Origin of the sequence: Pseudomonas brassicacearum, from assembly GCF_003732175.1 — a bacterium.
Taxonomy (GTDB): Bacteria; Pseudomonadota; Gammaproteobacteria; order Pseudomonadales; family Pseudomonadaceae; genus Aquipseudomonas; species Aquipseudomonas brassicacearum_G.
Map to the genome: position 1 here is coordinate 44,011 of NZ_MOBI01000024.1, position 16,275 is coordinate 60,285.

Consider the following 16,275-nt stretch of genomic DNA (forward strand, 5'->3'; position numbering starts at 1 on the left):
GCCATGGATCCTGCCCATTCTCGGCGGGCCACCCATTGAGATGCCGAGTGAGGTACAGAGGGTAAACGATGTGTTCAGATCCCCTGCGTTCTGAACCGCTGAACTGTTTTCTGCCTCGCCCCATAGCGTTCGTTTGTGTGGCCTCCCTCCGTCGTTTTATTACCCCGCTAGAGTTTACTTAGCTGTGCTTCAACTGCTTGTTGAGCCGTTCTGTGCGCGGTCGCTCTAGAACCTGTTGATCGGTGGTCAACGATCACCACCAGAACGCTACTGGAATCACTGAACATGAATAAGGTATTGCGTCATTACATACCGGCCACGGCAAAACGGTTGCTTCCCAATCGCTGGGACCTGATCGCCATGCCGTTGGTGATTGGCTTCCTGCTGTTTTTCTCGATTGGCGCACACGAGACCTGGGCCCCGATCTCGACATTGCAGACGCAGGTCATTTCTTTGGACCCGGCCGACTTGCCCGAGTACGCGATCCGCACCACATTGCGTATGCTCGCGGCCATGGTGGCGGCGCTGATTTTCACCCTGGTTTATGGGACGTTGGCCGCCAAGAGCCGGCGGGCCGAGAAGCTGCTGGTGCCGGTACTGGACATTCTGCAATCGGTGCCAGTGCTGGGCTATATCTCGTTTACCGTGACATTTTTCCTGCTGTTGTTTCCAGGACGTGTGCTGGGCGCGGAGTGCGCGGCGATCTTTGCCATTTTCACCAGCCAGGCCTGGAACATGACGTTCAGCTTCTACCAGTCGCTGCGTACGGTGCCTCGGGATCTGGAAGAGGTGTCCAGCAACCTGCAGCTTTCCGGTTGGCAAAAGTTCTGGAAGCTTGATGTGCCGTTCGCCATTCCGGGCCTGGTCTGGAACATGATGATGAGCATGTCCGGCGGCTGGTTTTTCGTAGTGGCCTCGGAAGCGATCACCGTAGGTGACAAGACCATCACTTTGCCGGGGGTTGGTTCCTATCTGGCGACGGCCATCGAACAACGCAACATGCATGCCGTGGGTTACGTCATTCTGGCGATGATTGTGGTCATCCTGGTTTACGACCAATTCCTGTTCCGGCCGCTGGTAGCCTGGGCGGACAAGTTCCGGATGGAAGACACGGCTTCACAGGCCGGGGCCCCCGAGTCCTGGGTACTGAATCTGATCCAGCGCACCCGGGTGGTTCAGCGCCTGTTGCGGCCGTTTCTCCGGGCCATCGTGCGCATCACCAACATGCGCCTGAGCCTGCCACGCTCCAAAGCGGTGGCAGTTCAGGCCAGTCCGACAGTTTCAAGGGCTATCGATTGGGTTTGGGCAGCGGCGATTGTTGCGATGACTCTTTACGCGCTGTATCACATCGTCATCTATGTCGGCAGCGAGGTGACGCTGGGTGAACTCTGGCATGTGATCGGTCTGGGCACGATTACCCTGCTGCGGGTGGCCCTGTTGATTCTGGTGGCCTCGCTGATCTGGGTCCCGCTGGGTGTGATGATCGGCTTGCGCCCGCATCTGGCGGAGAAAATCCAGCCGTTGGCCCAGTTCCTTGCGGCATTCCCGGCGAACCTGTTGTTTCCGGTGTTTGTCATCGTGATTCTGCGCTATCAGTTGAACCCGGATATCTGGTTAAGCCCGCTGATCGTGCTGGGCACCCAGTGGTACATCCTGTTCAACGTGATCGCTGGTGCCAGCGCCTTTCCCAACGACTTCCGCGAGGCTGCGACCAATTTCCGCATTCGCGGGTGGCAGTGGTGGCGCAAGGTCATGCTGCCCGGCATCTTTCCTTATTACGTGACCGGTGCGATTACCGCCTCGGGCGGGGCGTGGAACGCCAGTATCGTGTCTGAATTCGTTTCCTGGGGGCAGGACAAGGTGGTCGCTCACGGTTTGGGGGCCTATATCGCCCAGACCACCGCGGCTGGCGACTTTCCGAAAATCACCTTGGGTGTGGTGGTGATGTCGTTCTTTGTCGTGGCGTTCAACCGCGTGCTGTGGCGGCCGCTGTACGCCATCGCTGAAAACAAACTCCGTCTGAATTAACAGGTGTCGATTTGATGAATAGCCAGACTGAAAAAACAGGCGCGCACTCCGAAATTTATGCACTGAAGAACGTCTGTCGAGGATTTGGCAAGGGCAAGGACGAGTTGCAGGTACTCAGCGATGTCGATCTGACCCTGCGCGAAGGTGAAATCGTCGGCATGCTGGGTCGCTCCGGCTCTGGCAAATCGACGCTGCTACGGATCATTGCCGGTCTTATCCTGCCCTCCTCAGGCGAGGTTCGCTATAACGGTTCATTGTTGACCGGACCCGCCGAAGGCGTGGCCATGGTCTTTCAGACCTTTGCCCTGTTTCCCTGGCTGACGGTTCTGGAAAACGTCGAAGCCGGTCTTCAGGCGTTGCAGGTCGAACCCAAGGCTGCGCGCAAGCGTGCACTGGCAGCGATCGACCTGATTGGCCTCGACGGTTTCGAAAACGCATACCCACGGGAATTGTCGGGTGGCATGCGCCAGCGCGTAGGTTTTGCCCGGGCGCTGGTAGTCAATCCGACCTTGCTGTTGATGGACGAGCCTTTCTCGGCGCTGGATGTATTGACGGCAGAAACCCTGAGAACCGACTTGCTGGACCTGTGGAGCGGCGGCCAGTTGCCAATCAAGTCCATCCTGATCGTGACCCACAACATCGAAGAGGCGGTGTTGATGTGCGACCGCGTGTTGGTGTTGTCGTCGAACCCCGGCCGGGTCGTGGCGCAAATCCGTGTACCGTTCGCTCACCCGCGCAACCGTCTGGACCCGGCCTTTCGCAAAATGGTCGATGATATCTATGCCTTGATGACCAACCGGCGCAGTGCCGACGCCAAAACCGGCAAGGCCGAACTGCAATTGGGCAGCCCGTTGCCTGACGTGTCGACCAACCTGATGGCAGGTCTGATTTCTGCACTGGCGGCCGAGCCGTATTATGGGCAGGACAGCCTCTCCAATGTCGCCGAGCGTCTGTTGCTGGAGGTCGATGACCTGTTTCCGGTCGCGGAGATGCTCGAGCATCTGGGGTTTGCCGAACTCAAGGGCGCCGACATCAAGTTGACCGACGCCGGCAAGCTGTTCGATGAGTACGGCACCCAAGAGCGCAAAACCATTTTTGCCGAACACCTGCTCAGGTATGTGCCATTGGCCACCCGCATTCGCCAGGTGTTGCAGGAACGACGTGGTCACTGGGCGCCGCGGGTACGGTTCGAGCAGGAGTTGGGGGATTCGCTCACTGACGCAGCGGTAGAAGAAACGCTGGAGAACGTGATCAGTTGGGGCCGGTACGCTGAAATATTCTCCTATGACGACAATACCGAGACTTTCAGTCTGGAAGATGTCGAAGGCAGTCTGTAACCGGCTCACTCAAGGTCGGGCGCGACGATGCAACAGGTAGCTCATGGACAGACTCCAGGAAATGCAGGTATTCGTCGCCGTGGCGCAAGAGCAGGGCTTCTCTGCGGCGGCTCGGCGTCTGGGGTTGTCGGCGGCCAGCGTGACGCGGGCGGTGGCGGCGCTGGAGGTGCGTATCGGCACTCAATTGCTCACACGGACCACGCGCAGTCTGCATTTGAGCGAGGCCGGTCAGCGTTATCTGGAAGACTGTCGACGCATTCTGGCGGACATTCAGGAGGCCGAAGCGTCAGCTGCCGGCAGTCATGCGCAACCGCGTGGGCAACTGACGATCACTGCGCCAGTGCTGTTCGGTGAGTTGTTCGTGACGCCGGTGATGGTTAGCTACCTTGAGCAGTTTCCCGATATCAGTATCAACGCACTGCTGGTCGACCGGGTGGTGAGCATGGTCGAGGAGGGCATCGACGTCGCCGTGCGCATCGGTGAACTACCTGACAGCAACCAGCACGCCATTTTGGTGGGCGAGGTGCGGCGGGTTATCTGCGGGTCTCCCGATTATCTGAAGCGTCATGGCCGGCCAATGCATCCCAATGATCTGGGCCGAGCGCGGATTGTTGCCACCTCGTCCATTGGGCAGCAGCGAAACTGGCCCTTTAGCGAGGCCGGAGAGGTGTTGAGCATTCGCCCTGAACCGCGTCTGGTCGTCACGGCGAATCAGGCGGCAATCACGGCCGCCGCTCTGGGGCTTGGATTGACCCGGGTTCTTTCCTATCAAGTGGCCGGCAAGGTCGCCAGCGGTGAGCTGGAAATCGTCCTGCAAGACTTCGAACTGCCTCCGTTGCCCATCCATGTGGTGTATCAGGGCGGGCGCAAGGCGCCGGTGCGGGTACGCAGTTTTGTGGATTATGCGGTGAAGGCATTACGTGAACATCCGGCATTGCGCGCCTGAGGTGTTATTGCGCTGGGTGAAATGATCGATTGTGTTTTCTGGTTATTCTGTTGTTTTGATGGCAGGTGGAAGATAGCGCCACTTAGTGCCGTTCTCTCCTGAACGGCGCAATCTAGCCGCGGAGTCGACTATGCACGCCATCAAACTCTACAACTTCCCACGTTCCGGCCACGCCCACCGTGTGGAGCTGATGCTGTCGTTGCTTGAGCTGCCAACCGAACTGATCTTCGTTGATCTGGCGAAAGGCGCGCACAAACAGCCAGACTTTCTTGCACTCAATGCCTTTGGCCAAGTCCCGGTGATCGACGACCAAGGTGTGGTGCTGGCCGATTCCAACGCGATTCTGGTGTACCTGGCGCAGAAGTACGGCAAGGGCCGCTGGCTGCCCGCCGACCCGGTCGGTGCAGCCAGGGTTCAGCGCTGGTTGTCGATAGCGGCCGGACCGATTGCCTTCGGCCCGGCCATTGCACGACTGATCACGGTGTTCGGTGCGCCTAACAATGCCGATGAAGTGATTACCCGTTCCCACAACCTGCTCAAGGTGATTGATCAGGAACTGAGCAAATCGACCTATCTTGCTGGTGATGAGCCGACCATCGCCGATGTTGCTGCCTACAGCTACATCGCCCATGCCCCGGAAGGCAACGTTTCGCTGGCTGACTATGCCAACGTGCGGGCCTGGCTGGCGCGGATCGAGGCGTTGCCCGGTTTTGTCGGCATGCCACGCACCGTGGCCGGATTGCAAACTGCCTGAAGCGCTACGGCCCAACAATGTCGGGCCGTTCACACTGCGCCGGGTGCGCAGGGGAGAACCGTGATGGAGCTTTCACCTTGGCATGCCGGCGAGAAACAGTTGCAGGCTCATGCAGGGGTTGCCGAACGTATGGAAGCGCACGGGCGCAAGGTGATCCGCAAGGTAATGCCGGATCAGCATCGGCAGTTCTATCGGCAGTTGCCGTTCATGGTGTTCGGTGCCGTGGACGCCGACGGTAACCCTTGGGCGAGCATCCTCGAAGGCCAGCCGGGCTTCGCCCATTCCCCTGAACCTGCGCAGTTGCAACTCGACAGCCTGCCCACGTTGGAGGACCCGGCGCAATTACACGCCGGGGCAGCGATTGGCTTGCTGGGGATCGAGTTACACACCAGGCGGCGTAACCGGATCAACGGCCGGGTCAGTGCGATTGGCGCGCAAGGCCTGAGCGTGTCGGTCGAGCAGTCCTTCGGTAATTGCCCGCAGTACATTCAATTACGTCAGTTCGAATCGGTGCCGTTGGCCGATCCGTCGACCCGTATCGCACAGCGCCTGAATTCGCTGGATGACGCGGCCACGGCGATGATTCGGGATACCGACACCCTTTTTGTCGCCAGTTACGTGGATGTGGATAACTCACGTTCTGTGGATGTTTCCCACCGTGGTGGCCAGACGGGTTTTGTTCAGGTCGAGGGTGACTGCCTGACCATCCCTGATTTTGCCGGCAATCTGCACTTCAATACCTTGGGCAACCTGCTGCTCAATCCGCGGGCCGGGTTGCTGTTTATCGATTTCACTACGGGCGATCTGCTGCAGGTCAGCGGTCGTACCGAAATCATCCTCGATGGCCCACAAGTAGAAGCCTTTCAAGGCGCCGAACGGCTGTGGAAGCTGCATGTGCAGCAGGTGGTTCGGCGACCCGCAGCGTTGGCGTTACGCTGGCGCTTCGATGGGGTTTCGCCCACCAGTTTGCTGACCGGCACCTGGGAACAGGCTGCCGCCAGGTTGCAGGCAGCGGCATTGGGCGATTGCTGGCGGCCATTGCGGGTGTCCCGGATCGAGCGGGAAAGCCAGAGCATTCGCTCGATCTATCTGGAGCCGGCTGACGGCGCCGGGTTACCGCTGTTCCAGGCCGGGCAGCATTTGCCGGTGCGCTTCACGCTTGATGGCCAGGTGCATATCCGCACTTACAGTCTGTCGAGTGCGCCCAGCGATGAATTCTTGCGCATCAGCGTGAAGCGTGATGGATTGGTGTCTTCGCACCTGCACGAAGGGATTCAGGTCGGTGATTTGATTGAAGCCCGCGCACCGCAAGGACATTTCACGGTAGCCGCCAATGAACAGCGACCACTGGTGCTGTTGGCGGCCGGGGTCGGCATCACGCCGTTGTTGTCGATGCTGCGTGAAGTGGTTTACCAGGGCCGGCGCACCCGACGTACGCGGCCGAGCTGGTTGTTCCAGAGTTCGCGCAGCATGGCCGATCAACCGTTTCGGGCTGAGCTGGACCGTTTGCTGGACGGTACGGATGGCGATGTGCGGGTCGTTCGACTGCTCAGCCAACCGGAAGATCAGGTCCGGGAGGGTGAGGATTTTGACCTGGCCGGGCGTATCGATCTTGCGCTGCTCAAAACCATCCTGCTGGTGGAAGACTACGATCAGCTGGATTTCGTCTTGTGTGGTCCGAGCAGTTTCACTCAAGGGCTGTACGACGATTTACGTGGGTTGGATATCCGCGATCAGCGGATTCACGCCGAAACCTTTGGTCCTTCAACGCTGCGTCGGCAGCCGGATCCGGAGGCGGTAGTCATTGAGCAGCCGCAAGCGGCCACCACCCCGGTCGCAGTAATGTTTCAGCGTTCGGCCATCGATGCTCGCTGGCAGCCAGACAGTGGCAGTTTGCTGGAATTGGCAGAGAGTCAGGGTTTGCGGCCAGAGTTCAGCTGCCGCGGCGGTTCCTGTGGCACCTGCAAGACCCGTTTGATCAGCGGTCAGGTGAGTTATCCACAGCCCCCGGCGGAGTTACCCGGTGCGGGGGAAGTGCTGATTTGCTGTGCGGTTCCGGCAGAGGGCCAACAACCGCTGGTGCTCGACCTTTAATCAGTGTGGGAGCGGGCTTGCTCCGGGCGGCGATCCGACGAAAGCGATTGATCATTCAACATTGATGTCGACTGACTCGCCGCTTTCGCGAGCAAGCCCGCTCCCACCAAAGGCAACTACGCATAAGACAGCGATTTCTCTTCCAGCAGTTCCTGATACAGCTCGGTCCATTTGCGACCCATTTCGTCAGCGGTAAACAGCTGCCGGTAACGCGCTTCAGCCTTCACGCCCATTTCCGCTGCCTGGACAGGGTTTTCCCATAGCGTGCGCATGGCTTCGCGAAACGCCTGTGGATCACTTGGCGGCACCACCAGCCCGGTTTCTCCGTGAATATTGATATAGCTGGTTCCAGTACCGATTTCACTGGAGATCATCGGTTTACCGTACATCGCCCCTTCGAGCAGGGAGATGCCAAATGCTTCGGAGCGTAGGTGTGACGGGAACACAATCGCGTAGCTCAGTTGCAACAGTGCGACTTTGTCTTCGTCGTCCAGGCGCCCGAGGAAATGCAGGTTGTGTAGACCAAGCATTGCGGCTTGGGCGTGCAGCTCATTTTCCAGAGGCCCGGCACCGACAATTACCACCGGGTAATCGACGCCTTTGAGCGCATCGAGCAGGATGTGCAGGCCTTTGTAATAGCGCATGACGCCCACAAACAGGAAAAATCGCTCACCCAGGCGCTCGCGCCAACGAGCCATGCGTTCGGTATCAGGTTTTGGATAAGAGTATTTATTCAGGCCGTAGGGAATGACCCGGGTTTTGTCCGAGAAGTTTTTCAGGACGTCACTGGTATGCAGGTAGTTTGGCGATGCCGCGACAATCCGGTCAGCGCTGGCAAGAAAGCGCATCATCAACGGCCGGTAGAGTTTGAGCAGATGCTTTTGCCGGATGATGTCCGAGTGGTACGTCACTACGCAGGGTTTGTTCATGCCGCTGAGGAAATGCACCACATCCATGAACGGCCAGGGAAAGTGATAGTTGACCACGTCGGCTTCTGCGGCCAATTCCCGAAACTGCTTGAAGACGCTGTAGGAAAAACCGGTAGATGCGAATTGCACATCGAGTTTGGCGCGATGGACCTCGTGCTGATAAAACGGGATGACCGCTGGTGTCGGGTTGGCGCTTAACGTCAGAACCTTGCTCTGAATGCCATGCGGTGCGCCGCTTTCGCATAGTTCAAACATGACATGTTCGATACCTCCGACGGTTTCTGACAAATACGTTTTGTAAAAATGAAGAACACGCATTCAACCTCCCAAAGCCTGGCGGTAGGCGCGAGCTGTCAGATTCGCGCAACGTTCCCAGGAAAAAAGCTTCGCCCGTTGCAATCCCGCTTCCCGGCATACCTGCCGATGCGTTTCATCGTCGACCAAACGACTCATGGCTTCACACAACCCATGCACATCATCAGGTTCAATATAATTGCCCGCGGTGCCAGCAACTTCGGGCATGGCCGAGCGTCGGGTCAATATCACAGGTGTGCCGCTGGCCATGGCCTCCAGAATCGGCAGACCAAAACCTTCGTAAACAGAGGGGAAAACCAGCGCCCGGGCGCCAGCTACCAGCTGTGCGATCTGTTCATCCGGCAGGTACCCCAGCAGGCGGGCATGGCCGGCTGCCAGGGCCTTGTGCAGTTCATCATCGAGTTGGTCACCCTTCCATCCGGCCATCCCCACTACCAGTAACGGAAAGTGCTGACGCAGTGCTTCAGGCAACTCGGCGTGAGCACGCAATGCCAGCGACAGGTTCTTGCGCGGCTCCAGAGTACCGACACACAGAAAGTACCCCTGTGGCTGCACGCCGTGAGGTTGCAGCGCCTGCTGCAAGGACTCGTTCGAACGTGGATGAAAACGCGCCGCGGCGCCCAGTGGGGCAATCACGAAACGCTCGGGCCCGAGGCCGAAATAGCGCTGGGCTTCGTCGGCGATAAACTGTGAGTCGGTCAGGATCAGACGTGCCTGTCGCACGCCTTGGCCCAGTCGACGTTCAATCTCCCGTAACCGCGCTGCCGGTTGGGTCGATGGGTAGTGCAGATGGGTCAGGTCGTGCAGGGTGATGATGGTCGGGCCCTTGAACGCCAAGGGCCACAGACTCGGCTCGTGGTAGAGGTCGATGGCCGCCGGGCGCCCTCGGTCGAAGCGCCGTTGTTCCAGCCAGCGACGTGCCTGATAGGCACCGGGGATCTGCCGCAGCAAGGGAGTCAGCCGTGAGTAGCCAGGCATTGCTGCGGCCGGTAGCGACGAACTCCAGCCCCAGCCGTGGAACAATGACAGTTCCAGGTCAGGCTCATGGGTCAGTGCGTTGACCAGTTCGGCCAGATAGTGGCCGATACCGGTTCGGGGTGCCTGCAGAATTCGTGCGTTAAGGGCAATCTGCATGCTGCCTCTCAACGGCTACCGGGGCCTTTTTCAGGTTGCGCAGGACTCGCTCGACCAATTGCGCACTGGCCTCGCGCCAGCCGAGCCAGTGCCATTCGCTCACCTTGCGGGCGGCCGGGAAGGTCCCGGTGTTTTCCATGTGGGTGACAAGGTCGACCAGGCTTTGCGGGGCCGTGAGATCGAAATAGGCCATGAATTCACCGCCAATCTCGCGGAACACCGGAATGTCGCTGCCCATCGCCGGCAGGCCGCGCTGCATTGCTTCCACCAGCGGCAGGCCGAAACCTTCGACATAGGATGGAAACACCAGAGCACTGGCGTAGGAGTAGGCATGTTCGAGACTGGTGTCGTTCAGGTCGTTAAACATGAACAGCCGCTGGTTCAGCTCTGGATGTTCACGCACGCGGGCTAGCAGGGCATCACACTTCCAGCCGACTCTGCCGGCAATGCACAGTCGGGCTTTGGAGCCCGCAGCCCAAGCCAGTTCGAAGGCGTCCAGCAGATAGTCGTGGTTCTTACGCGGCTCGATGGTGCTGACCATCAGGAACACCGGTTCCGGCGTTGTGAACAAACGGGCCAGGCGTGGTTCCACGGCAGCGGTGGCTTCGCTCAGGTCCAGTTCGGAGCCGAGGTGGAAATAGTCGAACCACAACGTCTCGGCTTTCGCCGGGCCGACCCGGCGATGCAATTCTTCACGCACCTGATCGCGCACTGTGGAGGAAATCGCTACGAAACCGTCGGCGGTTTTACTGATCCAGTCGAACCACTCGTTGAAAATCTGCACCAGCCGTGTGTCGTAGAATTGCGGGTGGGTCAGGGGAATCAGGTCGTAGATCACCGAAACGATGCCCACGCCTTCGTGTTTGAGTTGTTCGGCAAACGGAAAAAAGTCGCTATGCCAGGACGAGTCCAGCAGCACCAGTTGATCCCCCGGCTGATGCTGTAGCGGCGAGCAACGCTTGGGCAGTTGATACTGATTGAGGCCCTCGATCAGACGCAACGGAATGCTGAAACAGGCTATCGTCGTGACGCGGTAGACCACGTGCAGCAAACGCTTGGCAATTCGCGAATGACTGCGCTTGTGGAGGCGTTGATGCAGTTGCCAGAAACGATGAGCCAACCGCCCCAACCGTCCACCAAAGATCATCAAGCCATCGAAAAACGGGATGTTCAAAGGGGCTAGCTTCAGCACTTGGTAGAGCTTGCCGTTGAGCATCACTACGGGAATGCATTGCACGCCATCGACGTTTTCCGACAGTTGATTGATGACGTTGCGCACCACCCGCTGAATGCCCGAATTGACCTTGGGGTGCTGGAACACATGGGTGCATTCCACCAGTAGGCGAGTCATGGTGTGGTCCCCGAAACAGTCCGTGCGGTGGTGCGAGTGATGCTGGTTTTCGCTCCCAGCCACGAGCAGCCGACGAAGTCTTCATGCCGGTTGTTGATCACGTGGAACACCAGGCCGTAGTCGCGCCATTCGAAATTGCGGTCCAGGTGCGAGTCCAGCCGAGACAAGCTCAGGGCTACCGAATAGTTGCCCTTGCCCAGGCCCATGACGAAGGCAAAGCGATAGGTGACCCGCTCAGAGGCCTGGAGATCGGTCAGCGCCTGATCCTGGCGATGGGTGTTGATCCCGTACATGGCCTGGCCCAGGCGATCCTTGATCATGAAGCCCAATACCAACCGCTCGATGTCCTGGCGGACTTCGACCTGCACTTCCAGCACCACGGGTTGACCGACTTCGGCGGCGTCGATGGCGCGTCCGTGCTCATCCAGCAAGCGCACACTGAGGATACCGGCTTCGCCGGTGCCGGAAACGGTTTGCACTTGCCCACCGGCGAGCATTTCCTGACGCACAGTCTGGCCTTCCCGTTCGGCGAGCAAGGCGTTGTAGTAATCCATGACCGCCTCGGGCTTGCCGTACATGGCCATGCGACCGTTTTCCAGGAGGATCGCCGAATCGCAGATCGACTGGATGGCCGAACGGTCGTGGGACACGATCAGTAGCGTGGTACCGGCTTTGCGAAAACTGCGGATGCGCTCGAAGCTCTTGTGTTGGAAGTAGGCGTCGCCCACCGACAGTGCTTCATCGACGATCAGGATGTCCGGGCGCCGGGCGGTAGCCACGCTGAAGGCCAGACGCATCTGCATACCGCTTGAATAGGTGCGCACGGGGTGATCGATGGCTTCGCCGATTTCCGCGAAACGTTCGATCTCGGGCATCAGGGCTTCGATGTCTTCGATCGACATGCCCAGCAGTTGCCCGGCCATGACCGCATTCTGCCGGCCGGTAAAGTCCGCATGAAACCCCATGCCCAGTTCCAGCAGTGCGGCAACCCGGCCTTCGAGCTGAATCTGTCCACAGGTCGGCTGGGTGGTGCCGGTGATCATCTTCAGCAAGGTACTTTTACCGGCACCGTTAACGCCGACGATGCCCACTGCTTCGCCGGGGGCAATCTCGAACTCCACATCCTTGAGCACCCAGTGCTGGCGATGGCGGATCGGTGAAAACGGGATCAGCCATTCGGCCAGTCGGCTCCAGCGGGTGGGGTACTGCTTGTAAGCCTTGCCCAGGCCCGTAACGCGTATGTGTCCCATCAGAGTTCATCCACCATTTCGCCGACCCGATGGCGAAACAGTCGCAGCCCGATCGCGCAGAACACCACACCGATCATCAGGGTCGGCAGCAGGGAACTCCAGACCGGCCACTGGCCGTAGAGGAACAGGTTTTGATAACTGCCGATCAGGTTGGTCAGGGGATTGAGTTGCAACAGGTGCTGGACCCACTTGGGCAGGATGCTCATCGGGTACACGATCGGCGTCAGCCAGAACCAGAATTGCAGGCAGATGCCGAAGAACTGCCCGACATCGCGAAAGAATACGTTCAGTACTCCGAGAATCATTCCCAGCCCGGCGCAGAAGATCACCTGCAAGGCCAGCAGCGGCAGCAGCGCCAGCAAGGCCATGCCCGGCAGGCGCCCGGTGATCAGTAGAAAGCCCAGGAACAGGCCAATGATGATCGCGAAATTGATGCTGGCATTGAGCAGCACGATCACCGGCAAACAGATTTTAGGGAAGCTGATTTTCTTCAGCAGATTGGCGTTTTCCAGAAACATGTTCTGGCTGCGCAAGGTGATTTCCGAAAACAGGCCCCAGGTCAGCAGCCCGGCACAGAGGTAGACGCTGTAGGCCATGCCGTCATCCACCCCCGGTAAGCGGGCGCGCATGATGTGGGAAAAGACCACCGTATAGACGACGATCATCGAGAGCGGGTTGAGCACGGTCCACAGGGCACCGAACAGTGAGTTGCGATAGCGCGACTGGAACTCTCGCTTGACGCTACCGAGGATGAAACCCCGATAGCTCCACAGCGAGCGATGCAAATTCAGCAACATTCAGACCGTCCTGCCGTATTGATCTTCGAAGCGGACGATATCGTCTTCTCCCAGATACTCGCCGCTTTGAACTTCAATGATCACCAGGTCGATCACCCCCGGGTTTTCCAGGCGATGCTTGTGCCCTGCGGCAATAAAGGTGGACTCGTTTTTGGCCACAAGGTGCGACCCCGAACCATTGTTGGTGACCTTGGCCATGCCTTCGACCACCACCCAATGTTCGTTGCGGTGGTGGTGCATTTGCAGCGACAGCTTGGCGCCGGGTTTGACCACGAGGCGTTTGATCTTGAAGCGTGGACCTTCTTCCAGCACGGTGTAAGTGCCCCAAGGCCGGCTGACGGTACGGTGCAGGCGATAGCTTTCGTGCTCTTTCTCTTTGAGCTGTTTGACCACCTTGCGCACGTCTTGCGCGCGGTCGGCGTGGGCCACGAGTACGGCGTCGGCGGTGTCGATGACGATCAGGTTATCCACACCCACAGTCGCGACCATGCGGCCATCGCTCTGGACGAAGTTGTTGTGACTGTCGATGAACAGCGCTTCGCCACTGGCGCGGTTGTTCTGCGCGTCGGCCGGAACCAGGGCACTGACGGCACCCCATGAACCGATGTCGCTCCAGTCGAAACCGGCAGGCACCACCACCACCTTGTCGGAATGCTCCATCAAGGCGTAGTCGATAGAGATATCGGTCATCTCGGCGAAATGTGGCGCCGACAACTCCTGCTGCAGACAACCACCGGTCTCGACTGTGGCGCTGGCCGCGAGGCACGCGTCGGCCTGTTCGAGCAATTGCGGGGCGTGGACCTGCAACTCCGCCAGCAAGGTGCCGATCGAGAAGCAGAACATGCCCGAGTTCCACAGGAAGTTGCCGCTTTCCAGGTAATGCGTGGCGGTTTGCAGGTCGGGTTTTTCGACGAAGCGTGCGACCTTGGCCGCTCCTTGCTCATCCAGCGGCTGACCCCGTTCGATGTAACCGAAACCGGTCTCCGGCGTCGTCGGGATCACACCGAAGGTCACCAGATGCCCGGCCTCGGCCAGTTTCACGGCATGCCCGACGGCGGTCTTGAGCGCGCCTTCGTTCTGGATCAGGTGGTCAGCCGGCATCACCACCAGAATCGCTTCGTTGCCATGCAATGCCTGCAGCGACAGGGCGGCGGCGGCGATGGCCGGGGCGGTATTGCGGCCTACCGGTTCGAGCACGAAGTGTCCGCGGTGATGACCCAGATGGGCGTCCTGATAGTAATCTTTGCTTTGAAAGTAGTAGTCACGGTTGGTCACCGTGACGATATCTCCGTGTGTGCCGAGCAGCCCGGCCGCGCGTCGATAGGTTTTGCCCAGCAGCGTCTGGCCGTCAGGCAAGGTCATGAACGGCTTGGGATGACCTTCACGCGAAACCGGCCACAGCCGGGTTCCGGCACCACCGGAAAGAATCACGGGAATCAGCATGGCCTACTCCTTGGCGACGCGCTTCATGTCCGCATCCATCATCATGCGGATCAGGGTCTGTAAATCTGTTTTTGGTTTCCAGCCCAACAGCCGTTGTGCCTTGGCCGGATTACCCAGCAGCACGTCGACTTCGGCCGGACGGAAAAACGCCGGGTCGATTTTCACGAAGTCACGGTAATCGAGGCCGACATGCTCGAAGGCAATCTGGCACATCTCGCGGACCGTGGTGGTCACACCTGTAGCGACTACGAAGTCATCAGCCTTGTCCTGTTGCAGCATCAGCCACATGGCTTCGACGTAGTCGCCGGCAAAGCCCCAGTCGCGTTTGGCGTCGATGTTGCCCAGACGCAACTCCTGCTGCTTGCCCTGTTTGATGCGGGCGGCGGCGTCGGTGACTTTGCGGGTCACGAATTCGATCCCGCGCAGCGGTGATTCGTGGTTGAACAAGATGCCGCTGCTGGCGTGCAGGTTGAAGCTTTCGCGGTAGTTCACGGTGATCCAGTGGCCGTAGAGCTTGGCCACGCCGTACGGGCTGCGCGGATAGAAGGGGGTGTTTTCGTCCTGCTGCTCGGCCTGGATCAGGCCAAACATTTCGCTGGTCGAAGCCTGGTAGAAACGAGTGTGCGGGCTGAACTGACGGATCGCTTCGAGCAGGTGGGTCACGCCCAGCCCGTCGACGATCCCGGTAGTCACGGGTTGGTCCCAGGACGCGGCGACAAAGCTTTGCGCTGCCAGGTTATAGACTTCGTCGGGGGCCGACTTGATCACCGCGCGCTGCACCGAACAGGCGTCTGCCATGTCACCGTCCAGATAGACGATGTCACCCTCGACGCCCATTTCGCGCAGTCGCCAGCGTGAATCGCTGCTGCGCCGCGCCACCAGGCCATGGACTTTATAGCCCTTGTCGAGCAGCAACTTGGCCAGGTAGGCGCCGTCTTGTCCGGTGATCCCTGTGATCAATGCACTTTTTGTCATTCTTGTCGTACCCGTGACTCCCAGTCGGACAGGATCGCCCGCAGGGATTGTTGTGTTGTAAGTTCAGGCGCCCATCCGGTGGTCTGATGCAGCTTGGCATGGCTGCCACAGACCCGACGCTGTTCTGCGCGGCGAAGGCGCGCAGGGTCTTGAATCAGTTGCATATCGACCTGGGCCAGATCGGCCAGTTGCTCGATCAGTGCACGGATGCTTTGCTCGACACCGGAGCAGATGTTGTAGACCTGCCCGGGTGCACCGCGTTCAAGCAATGCCAGGTAGGCGGAGACGACATCGCTGACATCGAGAAAATCACGCGTTACATCAATGTCCCCCACTTCCAGTTCAGGCGCTTGCAGGCCGTGCTTGATCCGGCAAATTTGCCGGGCGGCGCTGGCGATGACAAAACTGTCCAGCTGCCCGGCACCGATGTGGTTAAAAGGGCGCGCGACCAGTACCGGCCAGCCTTCGGTCATGCCCCATTGCAGGCACAGCATTTCCGCCGAGAGTTTGCTCACGGCATAGGGGTTGCGCGGGCAGGGCGGCTGGTGTTCGTCGATCGGCAAGGCGCTTTCGCTGACCTGGCCGTAGACATCGCCGGAGCTGACATACAGGAAGGTGCCGTTGAAACCTCGGGCCTTTAGGCCTTGCAGCAGGTTCAGGGTACCCAGCAGGTTGACCTGAAAAGTCTTCGCCGGGTCACGAAAGGCTTCGGGGACAAAGGTTTGTCCAGCCAGGTGAATCACGGCGTCAGGCAGTTGCGGCCACAGGCCATCGAGGCTCCCGGGTTCGCAAAGATCATAACGGGATGGGACGGGCAACAATTCCCACCCCGAGTCAGAAGCGTTCAGACGGGATTGGATGTGACGTCCTACGAATCCACTGAGACCCGTAACGAACAGTCGCTTTTTCAAACAGTGGCCCC

At 59.3% G+C, this 16,275-nt stretch carries 13 protein-coding genes; 5 read left to right on the forward strand and 8 right to left on the reverse strand.

Annotation, left to right across the window (positions count from 1 at the left end; translation table 11 throughout):
- The first annotated feature begins 285 nt into the window (after positions 1-285).
- The 5 genes from BK658_RS23260 to BK658_RS23280 all read left to right on the forward strand — a co-directional run bounded on the left by BK658_RS23260 (position 286) and on the right by BK658_RS23280 (position 7,159).
- Entirely contained in the window at positions 286-2,028 is a 1,743-nt protein-coding gene (locus BK658_RS23260; RefSeq protein WP_123584354.1) for an ABC transporter permease, read from the forward strand.
- Between the two features lie 14 nt (positions 2,029-2,042).
- Positions 2,043-3,365 carry an ABC transporter ATP-binding protein gene (locus tag BK658_RS23265; protein ID WP_123584355.1) on the forward strand — a complete coding sequence of 441 codons (1,323 nt, stop codon included), beginning with the start codon at positions 2,043-2,045 and terminating at the stop codon, positions 3,363-3,365.
- A 43-nt stretch (positions 3,366-3,408) separates the two neighbouring features.
- A complete protein-coding gene (locus BK658_RS23270; RefSeq protein ID WP_123584356.1) occupies positions 3,409-4,311 on the forward strand; it encodes a LysR family transcriptional regulator in 903 nt (300 codons plus the stop codon).
- Positions 4,312-4,441: 130 nt separating this feature from the next.
- The gene (locus BK658_RS23275) at positions 4,442-5,065 is read left to right on the forward strand and encodes a glutathione S-transferase family protein (RefSeq protein ID WP_054594832.1); all 624 of its coding nucleotides are present in this window, start codon (positions 4,442-4,444) and stop codon (positions 5,063-5,065) included.
- A gap of 63 nt (positions 5,066-5,128) precedes the next feature.
- Positions 5,129-7,159: a 2Fe-2S iron-sulfur cluster-binding protein gene (locus BK658_RS23280; protein WP_123584357.1), complete on the forward strand. Its 2,031-nt coding sequence runs from the start codon at positions 5,129-5,131 to the stop codon at positions 7,157-7,159.
- A 116-nt stretch (positions 7,160-7,275) separates the two neighbouring features.
- Here BK658_RS23280 and BK658_RS23285 read toward each other — a convergent pair whose 3' ends face one another.
- From BK658_RS23285 to BK658_RS23320, 8 genes are read right to left on the reverse strand one after another with little or no spacing between them, the layout of a single operon-like run.
- Entirely contained in the window at positions 7,276-8,406 is a 1,131-nt protein-coding gene (locus tag BK658_RS23285; protein ID WP_123584358.1) for a glycosyltransferase family 4 protein, read from the reverse strand.
- Positions 8,407-9,537 carry a glycosyltransferase family 4 protein gene (locus BK658_RS23290; protein WP_123584359.1) on the reverse strand — a complete coding sequence of 377 codons (1,131 nt, stop codon included), beginning with the start codon at positions 9,535-9,537 and terminating at the stop codon, positions 8,407-8,409.
- On the reverse strand, positions 9,521-10,888 hold the full coding sequence (locus BK658_RS23295; protein WP_123584360.1) for a glycosyltransferase family 4 protein: 1,368 nt from the start codon (positions 10,886-10,888) through the stop codon (positions 9,521-9,523). Before BK658_RS23295 ends, BK658_RS23290 begins: the two co-directional genes overlap by 17 nt.
- Positions 10,885-12,138 (reverse strand): ABC transporter ATP-binding protein, encoded by a 1,254-nt coding sequence (locus tag BK658_RS23300; protein WP_123584361.1) that lies wholly within the window; start codon positions 12,136-12,138, stop codon positions 10,885-10,887. The genes BK658_RS23295 and BK658_RS23300 overlap by 4 nt, the downstream gene beginning before the upstream one ends.
- Positions 12,138-12,935, reverse strand: coding sequence for an ABC transporter permease (locus BK658_RS23305; RefSeq protein ID WP_123584362.1), 798 nt, complete (start codon positions 12,933-12,935; stop codon positions 12,138-12,140). Before BK658_RS23305 ends, BK658_RS23300 begins: the two co-directional genes overlap by 1 nt.
- Positions 12,936-14,378, reverse strand: coding sequence for a mannose-1-phosphate guanylyltransferase/mannose-6-phosphate isomerase (locus tag BK658_RS23310; RefSeq protein WP_123584363.1), 1,443 nt, complete (start codon positions 14,376-14,378; stop codon positions 12,936-12,938). It lies immediately after the preceding gene.
- A 3-nt stretch (positions 14,379-14,381) separates the two neighbouring features.
- Complete coding sequence (gene gmd, locus BK658_RS23315; protein WP_123584364.1) at positions 14,382-15,353, reverse strand: GDP-mannose 4,6-dehydratase; 972 nt, start codon at positions 15,351-15,353, stop codon at positions 14,382-14,384.
- Complete coding sequence (locus tag BK658_RS23320) at positions 15,350-16,264, reverse strand: GDP-mannose 4,6-dehydratase (protein ID WP_123584365.1); 915 nt, start codon at positions 16,262-16,264, stop codon at positions 15,350-15,352. Before BK658_RS23320 ends, gmd begins: the two co-directional genes overlap by 4 nt.
- Positions 16,265-16,275 lie beyond the last annotated feature (11 nt).

What these genes read in the sequence shown, in the direction of transcription:
- gmd (WP_123584364.1), bottom strand. Translation starts at nt 15,353, where the DNA reads ATGACAAAAAGTGCATTGATCACAGGGATCACCGGACAAGACGGCGCC.
- BK658_RS23265 (WP_123584355.1), top strand. Translation starts at nt 2,043, where the DNA reads ATGAATAGCCAGACTGAAAAAACAGGCGCGCACTCCGAAATTTATGCA.
- BK658_RS23275 (WP_054594832.1), top strand. Translation starts at nt 4,442, where the DNA reads ATGCACGCCATCAAACTCTACAACTTCCCACGTTCCGGCCACGCCCAC.
- BK658_RS23295 (WP_123584360.1), bottom strand. Translation starts at nt 10,888, where the DNA reads ATGACTCGCCTACTGGTGGAATGCACCCATGTGTTCCAGCACCCCAAG.
- BK658_RS23260 (WP_123584354.1), top strand. Translation starts at nt 286, where the DNA reads ATGAATAAGGTATTGCGTCATTACATACCGGCCACGGCAAAACGGTTG.
- BK658_RS23290 (WP_123584359.1), bottom strand. Translation starts at nt 9,537, where the DNA reads ATGCAGATTGCCCTTAACGCACGAATTCTGCAGGCACCCCGAACCGGT.
- BK658_RS23310 (WP_123584363.1), bottom strand. Translation starts at nt 14,378, where the DNA reads ATGCTGATTCCCGTGATTCTTTCCGGTGGTGCCGGAACCCGGCTGTGG.
- BK658_RS23285 (WP_123584358.1), bottom strand. Translation starts at nt 8,406, where the DNA reads ATGCGTGTTCTTCATTTTTACAAAACGTATTTGTCAGAAACCGTCGGA.
- BK658_RS23270 (WP_123584356.1), top strand. Translation starts at nt 3,409, where the DNA reads ATGGACAGACTCCAGGAAATGCAGGTATTCGTCGCCGTGGCGCAAGAG.
- BK658_RS23280 (WP_123584357.1), top strand. Translation starts at nt 5,129, where the DNA reads ATGGAGCTTTCACCTTGGCATGCCGGCGAGAAACAGTTGCAGGCTCAT.
- BK658_RS23300 (WP_123584361.1), bottom strand. Translation starts at nt 12,138, where the DNA reads ATGGGACACATACGCGTTACGGGCCTGGGCAAGGCTTACAAGCAGTAC.
- BK658_RS23305 (WP_123584362.1), bottom strand. Translation starts at nt 12,935, where the DNA reads ATGTTGCTGAATTTGCATCGCTCGCTGTGGAGCTATCGGGGTTTCATC.